The organism is Kangiella sp. M94 (assembly GCF_054926195.1).
The window spans coordinates 1,382,883-1,396,855 of the sequence record NZ_CM142903.1; the positions used below are offsets into that span (position 1 = coordinate 1,382,883).

Sequence of the window (13,973 nt, forward strand, 5' to 3'; positions counted from 1 at the left end):
TAACTGACAATTGGGTGATTATCGATGACAAAACATCTTGCCAAAACTTTAACTTTTGCACTTTCAACACTGCTCTTTGTTGCATGTAAACCTGCAACAGTAGCTCAGACGGACGATGCACCAAGCAAACCGGTCGCCAGCACAAAATCGGTTAACATTGGTGCCAGCAATTATATGACTGTTCCCGCAAACTGGAATCTCAAACCCTCAATCATGCCAAAAGGCTTTGTCAGCTACACTATCAAAAATAATAATCTGCACATAGTTATCAGTGGCTATGCTACTGAACGTTCCAATTTCAACCATGCTAAAAGTCGAAAAGATTTACAAAACGTTACTCTACTGTATCGTGCCGGGGCAACTAATAAAGAACAGCAATATCTAACTCTGGATGATCATCATAAAGTCGGCGGTTACACTCAATATACCTGTCGAACTGCTACAAAGTGCTATCAGGTATTCCCTCTTTCTCATTGGCGTTCAGTGATAGCTTCTGACTTCCATGTTGGTGGCATGAAGTACACCATCACGGCAGGTGTCGATGATTTGCAAGGGGTATATGCTCAACAAATTTTATCAGCAATTAAAAGTATCGAGTCGAAATAGTCCTGCTAGTAAACAGTATTAACCTATACAAAAAAGCCTGCAATATGCAGGCTTTTTTAATTCCGAGCTAGGTTCATCCTGAGATAAGTTAATGATCAGGCTTGCGCTTCTCGCTCAGCGATAAAGGCCAACGCCATATCAATACGCTGAATGACACGTTCTTTACCAATCCATTCAAGTGTAATACCTAAATCTGGCGACATTCCAGCTCCAGTCACTGCGACACGCAGCGGCATTCCAACTTTACCCATGCCAATCTCCAGCTCTTCTGCAGTGGCGCTGACCAGACTGTGTAAAGACTCTGCGCTCCAATCATTAGCTTGCTCAAGCTTGGCTTTCACCACTTGCAACGGCTCTTTAGCCACTGGACGTAAATGCTTCTTGGCCGCTCCAGCATCAAACTCTTCAAAATCGTGATAGAAATAACGAACGGCTGATGCCAGCTCTTTAAGCGTTTTAACACGCTCAGCCATTTCTGGGATTAATAGTTTAATATCCGGGCCATTGCTGGTATCAACTGACTGCTGTTCAAGATGCCACTGCAGATGCTTGAGCACCTCTTCGGCAGGCAGTGCTTTCATGTAATGCTGGTTCAGCCAATTAAGCTTGTCAGTGTTAAATGCAGACGGTGCGCGATTCACATCAGACAAGTCGAAGTACTCTATCATTTCTTCCAGGGAGAATACTTCTTGATCACCATGCGACCATCCCAAACGTACCAAATAGTTCAGTAGCGCTTGCGGTAAGTAACCATCATCACGATATTGCATAACGCTCACTGCGCCATGGCGCTTTGATAAACGCTTACCGTCATCACCCAGAATCATAGGAACATGGGCGTATAAAGGAACATCGTATCCAAGCGCTTTAATCATATTAATCTGACGTGGTGTATTGTTAACATGGTCATCACCACGAATGACATGAGTGATTTCCATATCCAAATCATCCACTACCACAGTAAAGTTGTAGGTTGGAGTGCCGTCAGTACGGGCAATGATCAAATCATCCAGTTCGCTGTTATTAACCGAAATTTTCCCTTTGATCAAATCATCAAATACCACCGCACCCTCTTTTGGGTTTTTGAAACGAATGACGTAGGGTTTTGATAAGTCCTGCTCCGCTTCACTTAGATCTCGACAATGACCGTCATAGCCAATATTTTTCTTAGATGCTTGTTGCTCTTCGCGCAAGGCATCGAGGCGCTCTTTTGAGCAATAGCAACGGTAGGCCTGCCCTTTTTCAAGCATTTCACCAATGACTTCTTTATAGCGCTCATAACGCTTGGTCTGATAGTAAGGCCCTTCGTCATGTTCCAAATGTAACCACTCCATTCCATCCAGAATGGCCTGCACTGACTCATCAGTTGAGCGCTCGCGATCAGTATCTTCAATCCTTAATACAAAGGTGCCCTGATGTTTTTTAGCATACAGCCAGCAGTAAAGAGCTGTTCTAGCGCCACCTACGTGCAAATAGCCTGTTGGGCTTGGAGCAAAACGAGTTTTTACGGTCATAATCAGTCAATTGTTGGTTGTGAAGTAAAAGTGCCGCTATTCTAGCAAGTGCCCTTGCTTTACAAAACCACTTTAATCTATTTGTTGCTGACGCTTTCGACTCACCCTTGATTAATTGTTAAACAAAACAATGGTTTTTTAGACTTTTCCTCAAAAAGTTGTTGACCTAACCGATAACCACTTTATAATGCGCTCCGTTCTTGACGAACAGATGGAAATTGGGTGGTTAGCTCAGTTGGGAGAGCATCGCCCTTACAAGGCGAGGGTCACTGGTTCGAGCCCAGTACCACCCACCAACTTCCGTCCCCCTTACGATATATGTTGATAACGTTGACGTTGATGACAGTATTGTATGATGTATTGATAAGATTATTTTAAGCTTCTGAATCTCAGAAGCTTTTTTTTTGCCTGTCACCTTTAACCAGCTTAATATCCACTACAACTTCTAGCAGAACTTTTTCTTTTCATCGTGTTTTTTGGTCACAATATTATTAGCACATTCCTTTTAGTCGCCAGCTCTGGCACAATATGCGCCTATTTGGCATATTCAACCACCTTTGTAAATTGCTCATGTCTTCAGATACTTACATCGCCCAATTACGAACCTTACTTGATGATGACTGCTTACTTACTGATAAAGAGTCACTTGACCACTATGGTAAAGATTGGACCAATATAAAGCAGCCTGCTCCGCTAGCAATTGCCTTGCCAAAAACTACCGAGCAAGTACAAAAGCTGATTCTATGGGCTAACCAGAATCAAGTAGCGGTTGTTCCTTCCGGTGGACGAACTGGCCTGAGTGGCGGCGCAGTGGCTGCTAACGGCGAACTGGTCATTGCATTGGATAAGATGAACAAAATCATTGAATTCAGCGCTGGTAGCCAGCAGGTGCACTGTCAAGCTGGGGCTATCACTGAACAGATTCAGCAATTTGCCGAAGATAATGATCTTTACTACCCGGTAGATTTTGCCTCCAGCGGTTCAAGCCAAATTGGTGGCAATATCGCAACCAATGCTGGTGGTATTAAAGTAATCCGTTATGGCTTGACGCGTGATTGGGTGCAGGGATTAACCGTTGTAACCGGTAAAGGTGATGTTCTCGAGTTAAATAAAGGTTTGATTAAAAATGCAACCGGTTATGACCTTCGACACCTGTTTATTGGCAGCGAAGGCAGCTTAGGTATTGTTACTGAGGCAACCCTTAAGTTAACCCGAAAGCCTGCAAACTTAACCGTATTACTACTGGCTATTCCGAACCTTGATAGCTTGATGCCCATTTTGCAACAATTCCAAAAAGCGGTTGATCTGACCGCCTTTGAATTCTTCTCTGATGAAGCGCTGGCAAAGGTTATGGCACATCATAATCTTGCATGCCCTGTTGAGCAACGAGCGCCTTATTACTGTTTATTAGAGTTCGATGCCAGTAGCGAAGAGATCATGGATACGGCATTGGCAAAATTTGAAAGCGGTCTGGCTGATGAGCTGATCGTTGATGGCAGCATGAGTCAAAGCCAACAGCAGGTTGAGGAACTTTGGAAATATCGCGAGTTTATTTCTGAAACGATTTCCAGTCGTAAACCTTATAAAAATGATATTTCTGTCACTCCAGAAAAAATTACTGGTTTTCTAACGAGCGTCAATGAGATTGTCGCCACGGATTATCCCGACTTTGAAGTGATTTGGTTTGGTCATATCGGCGATGGCAATCTGCACCTGAATATCCTGGCACCTGAAGATATGGCCTATGAGGACTTTACTCAAGCATGTGAGCAAGTAAACCCTAAAATATTCGGCCTACTGAAAGAAATGGGCGGCAGTATTTCGGCAGAACACGGCGTGGGACTGCTAAAGAAGCCTTATCTGAGCTATACACGAAGTGAATTGGAAATGGGCTATTTAAGAGCCATTAAGCATGCTTTTGACCCTAATGGTATTATGAATCCCGGTAAGGTTATTGATTGATGTTATTAGCCCTAAGCCTTGTCGCATTACTGATTGGCCCCTTTCTGGTGGGTCTATTCCCTTATAACCGCCGACTGGATAACTTCCTGTTCGCTTTTGTATTAGTTTCAGTAGGCGGACTATTACTGATTGATGTCTTGCCAGCCATATGGGAACACATTAGCTACGCACTTATCCCAGCCGTACTGCTTGGCTTTTTCGGTCCTGGCTTGATTGAAGTAAGTTTTAGAAGAGCCGCAGATAAAGCACATAGTTTGGCAATATTTTTAGGCATCAGCGGTCTTATGATCCATTCGCTGCTTGATGGTGCAGCAATAGTTACTAACGATACCAATCCGATGCTTGCTTACGCAGTTATTCTTCATCGTATAGTTGTTGGTTTAAGCATTTGGTGGATTGTGCAACCACAGTGGGGGAATTTTAGAACCTGGCTGGTATTTGCCTTTATGTTTGTAACTACTGTGATTGGATTCTACGCTGGCGAGCAACAATTAACTGGGCTTCACAACAACCTCATTGATTACTTTCAGGCCTTTATCTCCGGTACCCTGCTCCACGTTATTATTCACCGTCCTCATGTGGACGATCACGGACATATTCATCATCACGACCACTCTGTTCCTGTCTCAGTCATTCATGAAGAAACTACTAATAACCATCATCATTCTCATGCGACAACAGAAGCTCATCATTCTCATGGACTTGTGATTAAGCATAAAGGATATTTTGCATTAGGAATGGTGCTTGCTTCTATATTACTGTTCGTTCTTCACTTGATTCATCAACATTAAATCCAAAGCAATTTTTTCGACTTTGGAATCGATGAAACATAATCCAACTGTCCGCTAACAATTAACGCCGGAAGATCGGAAGCTAATTTTGCATCCAGCTCTGCGCTGCGAGTAAACTGATTGGCGAAGATCCCTATCCAAGCATTGCGGCTATTCTTTTTGGCAACCGCTAGTGCCTTCTCGGTCACGTAAATAATTTGCTCCCAAGTTAAAGGATTTTCAATATTATCCATAAAAGGAAAATGGGTAAAACCAATGCTACAGGTTACATCCGTTGTGCTGCCGTTGCCCAAATCAAACTTCCGTGAAGCAACAATATTACGGATTTTTTCCGCCAGCAACATCTGTTCCCGCTTCTCGATACCACGACTTAGAATAACCAAGGTTGCTCCTTGCCAACGAACCAATGTATCGGTGCCGTAACAAATCGTTCTTAAACAGTCAGCAAGTTGTTTAATGACTTCATTCCCGCACAACTGTCCGTACTGCTGATTAATGGTCGCCAAGTTATCAATATCAACTGCAAAGACGCCAAGGTGAACACCTTGAAGATCGGCTTTATCGCGCCAGGTAGCTAAAATAGAATCTAATTCTTGTTGAATGCTGGATTTTAAGTAGCTACGTGTTCGGAATCCGGTAATCTGATCATCCATACTGGACTGCTCGAGTTTTGATGACAAAAGTTCAACTTGATAACGTTGTTCCGATAACGAATATTGCAGATCCTCGACACGGTAAAGCAGTGATTTTTTATCTTTAAGCAGCATTTGGCTTTTTGACTCAGACTCTTTCAGCTGTCTTTCTTTCAACCTTAACGCTTTTTTGATGCCACGATAAATGTAAAAAACCACTCCTAAAATAAATAAGGATAGTGCAATAAAGTACACAGCAAATCCTTTTGTACTACGCCAAAATCCCTTCTCAACGTTGATTTTTAATAGAGACTCTTTACTGCTCCAATCACCATCTTCATATCGTACTTGAATCCGAATGTTAATATTTTCACGCTCGATGGTATGCAGACGAATTAAGCGTGAATGACCCAAATTGATCCAGTCATTGCTTAGACCTTCAATTTTATAACGAAACTCTAAATTTTTAGCGTTAATGTAATTAAAAACGGTGAATTTAATATCAGTAATGTCGCCATACTCAATGCTGGCAGTAAATTGAGAGTTATTTTGGTTTGCTGATAATGGCTGACGTTCATTATTTTGCACCACTTCAGTGATTTTTATGGGTTGGTGCTCTTTATCAATAATGATCTCTTCTGGCTTAAAATAGCTGATGCCATTCAAGCCACCAAAGTACAAATATCCCTCACTGTCCGCATATTGAGCATTGGCAAAAAACTCACTGTACTGTAAGCCATCTGAGTAAGTATAGTTTATGGGGCGACCTTTATCGGGATGGAATTTGACCAGTCCGTTAGCCGTGGAAACCCATAAGTTGCCTGAACGATCTGCCAATATGGAGCATATGAAATCATTGATGAATCCATCATTCACAGTAATGCGCTGAAAGTAGACCTCACCATTAACGTTATAGCGGATGCGATTTAAACCAGTAACTGTCCCTACCCATAAAACTCCGAGCAAATCTTCATAAATGACATTAATATCTGAGCTGGAAAGTGTTTCCGGATCATTGGGATCACTTAAATAATATTGCAAGTCAAAAGTAAGAGGACTAAAGCGAACGAGCCCCCTGGAGCCGCCTAACCAAATGTATCCCTGCAAATCTTCATACATGGTGTAAACACCGTACTTTGACTGAATAAAGCTGGCAGGTAATCGCTCTGTAAGGTTTTCAATAATGATATTCTGGGGTCTAATTCCATCAGGAGACTTATTAACAGTTACCTTAAAAAACCCCTGCTTTCCTCCTAGCCATATGTGTCCATTCCGACCTTCGATTATAGTAGCAAGATCTTTCAGGTTAACAGTTTGGCCATTATTATCTTTAAGACTGCCAAAAGATAAAAAGTTATCACTTCCATAAGGTCTAATGAAGAGACTAGTACCCGTTAACAACCAAAGATTGCGATCCCGATCTTCCAACATATCTGCAACATAACCAGTATTAACAAAGCCCTCTTCGGTCGGAAGTGATGAGTAATGATTAAGCTCTGTGTAACTTTTATTATATTGATAGATTCCCGAAGACTCAGTCCCAATCCACAAGTGCCCCTGGTAATCTTTCAATAATGTGGTGGTAATATTGTCTCGCTCAAATGAGGCCACTTCAGACTTCTGCAACAAATGTATAAATTGCTCTCGAGAATCCCAATAATTCACACCTAAGCCTGTTCCTAACCATATTAAGCCATCAAAGCCTCTCATTAGAGACAAAGTATAATCACTGGCAATTGAATGCTTGTCGCTAAAGTTTGCATGATGTTCCTGCACTACCGCTTGCGACTTAGCATCCCAATATTTAAGGCCAGTAATCGTTGCTAGCCAAAATCCTTTATCATCAGGCAACAAAGACTCTACCTCAACAAATGAGTCTGTCTTTGAGTCATAAATATTAAAATGATTAAATTCACCACTATTCATTTCAAAACTGGAGAAACCGGTGCTTCTAGAGAGATAAAGGTGATCCGAGTCCTCTTCAAAAGAGAAAAAGGCATCGAACTTATCTATTTCTTCTGCACAGTATTCTTTTCGTTGCGCCCCAGCAAAATCGACATGAAGAATACAGTTCTTCTGCATAAAATATATACGCTGTCCAATGACAGTCATTTTTTGCAGCTGCTTATCCTCAATAAAATCAGTTAAGCGCTGATTATGATTGACAGTCTTATTTTCAATATCAATGATTGCAAAATAATCGGCCCCCAACACTGATAATGTTTGATCGGGATTTAAAGCAATCGACCAGACTTCCTTGAGCTGTCGCTCGGTTGAACTGCGATTGCTATCCACCAACAAGTTCTGTAGTGAATTGGTCCAATGGGTAACTCTTAAGGTATGGATATCGATGCTATCAAGACCCTGGGGCGTTAAAACCCACAGAGTCCTATTACCATCAAACAACAGGTTACTGATGGTAGGTGAATTTATGGTTTCAGAATTGGTTGGCGAGTGACGGAAGATTGTATTTTGCACACCGTCAAAACGATTTAAGCCGTCTTGAGTACCGATCCAGGTATAACCCAAACTATCCTGGGCAAGACTTAATACAGTACTTTGGCTCAGCCCATTCTCAATATTGTAGGTATGGAATCGAATTCTTTGTAAATTATTTTTTGCCTCAATCATGTCAGTAACAAATACTAGACATAGTAATAAGCAAAAAGCGCAGACAAAGTTTCTGCGCCTGGCCTTCAGGCAGGTGTTTTGATTAACGCTTTTCCTCGAATCGTATATCACTCGCTAACTCTGGTCTTATCCCTGCTTTATCTTTATAAAAAGCTCTTATCTTACCAAGATCCTGCTCTTGGCTACCGCAAGGGTACAGCAACTCCCCTAGACCAATCTCTTTTGTTTTTGAATTAAGAAAGGTCATTAGAATGGGGACTTCTGCCTTTAGTGCAATATGGTAAAAGCCACTCTTCCAATATGGTTTATAACTTCTTGTTCCTTCTGGAGCAAGTGCAAATTGGATTTCTTCCCTTTGTTTAATAATTTCAGCCACTTGATCAACAACTTTATTGGCAGAATTTCGTTCGACCGGAATACCACCAAACATTTTGAAGAACCAACCAAAAGGCGGTTTAAATAAAGTATGTTTTCCCAAATACGCAATTTTCATTTTGAAGCAAAAGCGCACCATCAACATCAACACAAAATCCCAGTTTGATGTATGAGGTGCAAAAATGACGACGTACTTCTTCTCATCAGGTAACTGCCCTACCAGCTTCCAACCAAGCAGACGCAGAATTAACTTCATGATATAACGCATATAACCTCGTTATTGATTATGTAAATCCATAACCATGGCAGAGTCGTCAAGGTCTTCAATATCCTGATTTTTCTTCGCACAATCATTGCGTTTCTTTTGTAGTCTATCCAGGTAAGCAGTATCAATATCACCCGTAATGTACTCACCCGTAAAAACAGATAGGTCAAACCGCTTAATACTGGGGTTACCTTCACGCACTGCTTCTACCATACCCTCAATATCCAGATAGATCATCTTGTCAGCACCAATAACTTGCCCGACTTCTTCTTCAGTACGGCCATGTGCAACTAACTCGCTTGCAGCTGGCATATCAATACCATAAACATTAGGGAAGCGCACAGGAGGTGCCGCTGATGCAAAATACACTTTATTGGCCCCAGCCTCACGAGCCATTTCGATGATTTGCTCTGAAGTGGTACCGCGTACAATTGAGTCATCAACCAGAAGAACATTCTTATCTCGGAACTCTAGCTCAATCGCATTCAGTTTCTGGCGAACGCTTTTTTTACGCAACTGCTGACCGGGCATAATAAAGGTGCGGCCAATGTAACGGTTTTTAATAAAGCCATGACGCATTTTTACATTCAACTCATGCGCTAACTGGACAGCGGAAGTTAATGAAGTATCAGGGATAGGAATAACCACATCTATATCGTGATCCGGCCACTCACGCAGGATTTTTTCTGCCAGCTTTTCACCCATGCGCAGGCGCGCCTTATAAACAGACACGTTATCAATCATTGAGTCGGGGCGAGCAAGATAGACATGCTCAAAAATGCAAGGTGTAAGCTCGCTATCTTCGTAGCACTGCTTCTCATGCATGGTGCCATCTTCGGATATGAAGACAGCGTGACCGGCACCGATGTCATCAATCAAATCATAACCGAGTGCATCTAAAGCAACCGACTCTGAAGCAACCATATACTCAGTGCCCTTTTCAGTCTCACGCTTGCCATACACCGCAGGTCGAATGCCGTGCGGATCTCTAAAGCACAGTAAGCCATGCCCGCTGATTAGAGCTACCGCCGCATAAGCGCCTTTACAACGCCTAAAGACATTTCCAACGGCATCGAAGATATCATCTGGGCTTAACTGATTTTTATCTTTAAGCTGGAGTTCGTGGGCGAGTACATTTAACAGTACTTCCGAGTCAGAGTTAGTATTCAGATGTCGACGATCTGTCGAAAACAGCTCTTCTTTCAGCTGCTCAGAATTAGTTAAATTGCCATTGTGAGCTAAAGTAATGCCATAAGGAGAGTTAACATAAAGCGGTTGGGCTTCAGCGCTGGTCGAGCTACCGGCAGTTGGGTAACGAATATGCCCTATCCCCGTATTGCCGGTCAATCGACGCATATGGCGAGTATGAAAAACATCTCTAACCAGGCCATTATCCTTACGTAGGTAGAGACGACCATTGTCGGTGGTCACAATACCTGCAGCATCTTGGCCACGATGTTGTAAAACAGTTAATGCATCATAGATGCTTTGATTAACAGGGTTCTTACCTACGATTCCAACAATACCACACATATTACTTTTGCTCGTCTATTTCGGTTGGTGGTGTAGCGTCCTCTTTAAGCTGAGGAACAACTTCACCAAGTTGCTCATAAAACCATTCGGCGACCATCTCCATATTAGGGAGCAAACTTGATTGTCCCCACCACTCATCCTCAGGTACTGGGGTAAACTGCTTTAAGCCCAATACTATTAATGCGACCACTAACACACCTCTCAAGGCTCCAAAGATCATTCCCAGCAGTCGGTCTGTTCCGCTAAGCCCAGCCGCATCAACCATTCTACCAATCAGATAGTTAATGATTCCTGCAATCACAAGAGTTATAACAAATATAGAAACCCAGGCTACGCCTAAGCGCAAGCTATTGGTATCAATGTGATTAACGAGAAGCGCGGCAAATGGTTCGTAAAAACCTTTAGCGACAAAGAAAGCGACAATCCAGCCTGCTAGCGATAACGCCTCGCGCACGAAGCCACGAAGCAAGCTAATTAAAGCTGAGATGCCAATAATGGCGAGAATAACCCAATCGACCCAAATCATTAAGGAGGCTACTGTGTTGTGTTGGCGGCTATTTTAACAGAGGTCACAGCCAGGTGAAATGGTTAATGTTGTTTTGGGTCAAACTCAATCACCTTAACTTTTGAACCAACGACCTTTTCCAGATCTTCAGTTCTTTTCTCGGCCTCTCCTTTTACTGGATAAGGGCCAACATAAACCCGTGCATAAGTATCCCCTACTCTTTGATAGGCTCGGTACCCCTGGTCTCGCAAGCTGGTGACCAATTTAGTTGCGTTTTCTTTATTAGAAAAAGATCCGATTTGGATAAGCCAGGCACTGTCAGAGAAAGCCAGCTCGCTCTCAGTACTGTCTTTAGATTGTGGTTCAGCTTGAGGTTGAGGCTTAGATTTAGGTTCTATCTGAGTCTTGGGTGCAGACTCAGCGTTTGATTTAGATTCGACCTGAGCAACCACCTCCGGCTGCTGCTTTTCTACTGGCTTGGTAGCAATTTCCTGCCCTTGAGTATTTTCTGTCTTGTTATGCTCAGCCATTTCTACTGACTGCTGAGGTTTTAGTTGATTCTCTGCTTGCTGTGTCTGGTCATTCGGCTTTGTAACCGTTACTGGGTCAGAAGCAACTTGCTTGGTTTGTTGGGTACCCTCATCATCAAGATTAATAACCAAAGGTCCCTTTTCGACTGGGCCTGTAGCTTCAAAAGGAGTCATTCCATCTTGTTGATCGATGGAGTCTGATTGCTGGAGTTGATTTTCGCTTGGAATTTCGGGAATTTGCGACTGGATCTGAGAGCGATACTTTTCACTGTCGAGAATCATCGGCAAAAAGAAAACTGCTAATGCTAAAATTACTGAAGCACCCACTAAACGATATTTTAATTTTTCATCCACAGCTAAAGCCTCATTTTACGTGTTTAGTCGTTCTAGCATTGTGTTGGCTAAATTGGGGCCACGTTTCAAGCATCATGGCAGCGGTAACAAAAGAACCAAAAACAACCAAAGCGTCATTCTGACGTTGATGTTGCCAATATTCATCTAAAGCATCAACCAGTAAATGGTAAGATTTTGCTTCTTTTCGTGAATTTTCAGGCAGTTTATTGAGTAATTCTTCACCTTTAGCGCCTCTTGGGCCAGGAAGATCAATACAGCTCCACTGATCAACAGCCGTACAGTGAGCCAAAGAGCCAACAACATCCTTATCTTTTAACATACCGCAAATAGCCGTAATGTGCTCCACACCGCGCCCTTTGAGCTGTTCTAACTTTTGGTTCAGAACTTTTGCAGAGTCAGGGTTGTGTGCTACGTCCACAATCACTATAGGCGCTTTGCAAAGATACTGAAAGCGTCCGATAAAGTGTAACTGCTGATACGATCGTCTGACTGATTCTGGATTAATTTTTTTCGGAAAGACCAGCAAAAAAGCTTGAAGTGCAGATGCCAGATTGCTCACAAATAAATCATTATTTACCAAGCCATTAATGGAGAACTGCTGACCTTCAATAACAGTGGCAAAGGTCCACTCGGAGCCAAGATCCTTATATTGATAATCAAGTTGAGCAACAAGCCCTTTGGCCTGCCTTGCACTAACTTCTGGCAGCAGTAGATATTGAGCTTCTGGGTCAGCAATAATAGCTGGCTTATCCGGACGCATAATCCCCGCTTTCTCATGAGCTACCTTTTCCAAGGTATCGCCTAGCCAATCAACGTGATCAAGACCAATCGAGGTAATTACAGCGACATTGGGGTCAATGATATTAACTGCATCCATTCGTCCGCCAAGACCCACTTCTAACACAATCAAATCCAATTCTTGTTGCTTAAATATCCAGAGAGCAACCAAGGTCGTAAACTCAAAATAAGTCAGAGGGGTATCATTTTGATGTTGAGCTATATGACGAAAAGCGGTTACAAGTAAGTCGTCTGAAACGGGTTGCCCGTTAATTTTGACACGCTCGTTGAACTTTAATAAGTGAGGGGATGTGTAACTGGCAACAGACAAGCCATGTTCCACTGCTAATGAGTCTAAAGTAGCAACTACCGTACCTTTGCCATTAGTGCCGGCCACGGTAATCACTGGTGCATTTAGCTCGAGAAGCCCTAGCTGTTTGGCAACCTTTTCGATGCGCGACAAGCCCAGCTCTATTTGATGGGTAGGATGAGCCTGTTCAAGCCAGGCTATCCATTCATTTAAAGTATCAAAATCTGGTGAGGCACTCACTGCGCAATCTTGAAAATGTCAGGCAGCAGGCTTAGATAAATTTAATAATTTTGCGGCAAGGCGAGAAATGGTATCGCGCATTTCACGTCGATCAACAATCATATCAATCGCTCCATGCTCTAACCAAAACTCACTCAAACGGAAACCCTCAGGAAGTTTTTCCCGAATGGTTTGCTCGATAACGCGCTGTCCAGCAAAACCAATTAACGCTTTAGGTTCAGCTATCTGTACGTCACCCAACATTGCCAAACTTGCTGTCACACCACCCATAGTTGGATCAGTCAATACTGAAATATAAGGCAAGTTTGCTTCGGACAGTTTGGCTAAAGCTGCGCTGGTCTTGGCCATTTGCATCAATGAGACTAACGCCTCTTGCATACGTGCACCACCACTGGCTGAGAAACAAACCAAAGCCGAACGGGTTTCGATGGCAGCATTAACGGCGCGAACAAACTTCTCGCCAACAACCGAGCCCATTGAGCCACCCATAAACTGGAAGTTAAAGGCACAGGCCACAACTGGGACATCATTCACTGTACCTTTAAAAGCAATCAGCGCATCATTTTCATGAGTTTGCTTTTGAGCAGCAGAAATGCGGTCTTTGTACTTTTTAGAGTCGCGGAATTTGAGCATATCCACTGGCTTCATGTTAGCGCCGATTTCTTTGCGGTTTGCCTCATCCATAAGCAACTCCAATCGAGTGCGTGCTTTAAGCCGCATATGATTGCCGCACTTAGGGCAAACGTGTTGACTGCGCTCAAGTTCTGCGTAATAAAGAACGCCTTCACAAGCAGTACATTTGCTCCATACCCCTTCAGGAATGGATTTCTTTTTTTGCGACCCTTCAGGGTTGCGTTTCGGTAATAATCGTTCTAACCAACTCATAATTTCAGTCTTTTATTCGTCGCTTAACAAATTGCACGCATTGTAACAGGTTTAGTGGCAAAC

At 42.8% G+C, this 13,973-nt stretch carries 11 protein-coding genes and 1 tRNA gene; 4 read left to right on the forward strand and 8 right to left on the reverse strand.

What is annotated here, in order from left to right:
* Nucleotides 1-24 precede the first annotated feature (24 nt).
* Nucleotides 25-606: a hypothetical protein gene (locus ACYTXU_RS06335; protein WP_462209217.1), complete on the forward strand. Its 582-nt coding sequence runs from the start codon at nt 25-27 to the stop codon at nt 604-606.
* 95 nt (nt 607-701) lie between these two features.
* On the opposite strand, the gene gltX is transcribed toward ACYTXU_RS06335, so the two are convergent.
* Entirely contained in the window at nt 702-2,120 is a 1,419-nt protein-coding gene (gene gltX, locus ACYTXU_RS06340; RefSeq protein ID WP_462209219.1) for a glutamate--tRNA ligase, read from the reverse strand.
* Nucleotides 2,121-2,340: 220 nt separating this feature from the next.
* Between gltX and ACYTXU_RS06345 the strand changes: the two genes are divergently transcribed.
* The 3 genes from ACYTXU_RS06345 (at nt 2,341) to ACYTXU_RS06355 (ending at nt 4,873) form a co-directional block, all read left to right on the forward strand.
* Nucleotides 2,341-2,416: transfer RNA gene (locus tag ACYTXU_RS06345), tRNA-Val, on the forward strand.
* A gap of 274 nt (nt 2,417-2,690) precedes the next feature.
* Nucleotides 2,691-4,082 (forward strand): FAD-binding oxidoreductase, encoded by a 1,392-nt coding sequence (locus ACYTXU_RS06350; RefSeq protein WP_462209220.1) that lies wholly within the window; start codon nt 2,691-2,693, stop codon nt 4,080-4,082.
* Nucleotides 4,082-4,873 (forward strand): hypothetical protein, encoded by a 792-nt coding sequence (locus tag ACYTXU_RS06355; RefSeq protein WP_462209372.1) that lies wholly within the window; start codon nt 4,082-4,084, stop codon nt 4,871-4,873. The genes ACYTXU_RS06350 and ACYTXU_RS06355 overlap by 1 nt, the downstream gene beginning before the upstream one ends.
* On the opposite strand, the gene ACYTXU_RS06360 is transcribed toward ACYTXU_RS06355, so the two are convergent.
* The 7 genes from ACYTXU_RS06360 to accD form a co-directional block, all read right to left on the reverse strand.
* Nucleotides 4,870-8,136, reverse strand: coding sequence for a ligand-binding sensor domain-containing diguanylate cyclase (locus ACYTXU_RS06360; protein WP_462209222.1), 3,267 nt, complete (start codon nt 8,134-8,136; stop codon nt 4,870-4,872). The genes ACYTXU_RS06355 and ACYTXU_RS06360 overlap by 4 nt on opposite strands.
* Before the next feature lie 82 nt (nt 8,137-8,218).
* Entirely contained in the window at nt 8,219-8,767 is a 549-nt protein-coding gene (locus ACYTXU_RS06365; RefSeq protein WP_462209224.1) for a lysophospholipid acyltransferase family protein, read from the reverse strand.
* 21 nt (nt 8,768-8,788) lie between these two features.
* A complete protein-coding gene (gene purF / locus ACYTXU_RS06370; RefSeq protein ID WP_462209226.1) occupies nt 8,789-10,309 on the reverse strand; it encodes an amidophosphoribosyltransferase in 1,521 nt (506 codons plus the stop codon).
* Nucleotide 10,310: 1 nt separating this feature from the next.
* Nucleotides 10,311-10,835: a CvpA family protein gene (locus ACYTXU_RS06375; protein WP_462209228.1), complete on the reverse strand. Its 525-nt coding sequence runs from the start codon at nt 10,833-10,835 to the stop codon at nt 10,311-10,313.
* Between the two features lie 62 nt (nt 10,836-10,897).
* A complete protein-coding gene (locus tag ACYTXU_RS06380) occupies nt 10,898-11,698 on the reverse strand; it encodes an SPOR domain-containing protein (RefSeq protein ID WP_462209230.1) in 801 nt (266 codons plus the stop codon).
* Nucleotides 11,699-11,708: 10 nt separating this feature from the next.
* Nucleotides 11,709-13,025 (reverse strand): bifunctional tetrahydrofolate synthase/dihydrofolate synthase, encoded by a 1,317-nt coding sequence (gene folC / locus ACYTXU_RS06385; protein ID WP_462209231.1) that lies wholly within the window; start codon nt 13,023-13,025, stop codon nt 11,709-11,711.
* Nucleotides 13,026-13,043: 18 nt separating this feature from the next.
* On the reverse strand, nt 13,044-13,910 hold the full coding sequence (accD, locus tag ACYTXU_RS06390; protein WP_462209232.1) for an acetyl-CoA carboxylase, carboxyltransferase subunit beta: 867 nt from the start codon (nt 13,908-13,910) through the stop codon (nt 13,044-13,046).
* Nucleotides 13,911-13,973 lie beyond the last annotated feature (63 nt).

Excerpts from the sequence above, each read along its gene's own strand:
- ACYTXU_RS06335 (WP_462209217.1), top strand. The coding sequence starts at position 25 with ATGACAAAACATCTTGCCAAAACTTTAACTTTTGCACTTTCAACACTG.
- gltX (WP_462209219.1), bottom strand. The coding sequence starts at position 2,120 with ATGACCGTAAAAACTCGTTTTGCTCCAAGCCCAACAGGCTATTTGCAC.
- ACYTXU_RS06350 (WP_462209220.1), top strand. The coding sequence starts at position 2,691 with ATGTCTTCAGATACTTACATCGCCCAATTACGAACCTTACTTGATGAT.
- ACYTXU_RS06355 (WP_462209372.1), top strand. The coding sequence starts at position 4,082 with ATGTTATTAGCCCTAAGCCTTGTCGCATTACTGATTGGCCCCTTTCTG.
- ACYTXU_RS06360 (WP_462209222.1), bottom strand. The coding sequence starts at position 8,136 with ATGATTGAGGCAAAAAATAATTTACAAAGAATTCGATTCCATACCTAC.
- ACYTXU_RS06365 (WP_462209224.1), bottom strand. The coding sequence starts at position 8,767 with ATGAAGTTAATTCTGCGTCTGCTTGGTTGGAAGCTGGTAGGGCAGTTA.
- purF (WP_462209226.1), bottom strand. The coding sequence starts at position 10,309 with ATGTGTGGTATTGTTGGAATCGTAGGTAAGAACCCTGTTAATCAAAGC.
- ACYTXU_RS06375 (WP_462209228.1), bottom strand. The coding sequence starts at position 10,835 with ATGATTTGGGTCGATTGGGTTATTCTCGCCATTATTGGCATCTCAGCT.
- accD (WP_462209232.1), bottom strand. The coding sequence starts at position 13,910 with ATGAGTTGGTTAGAACGATTATTACCGAAACGCAACCCTGAAGGGTCG.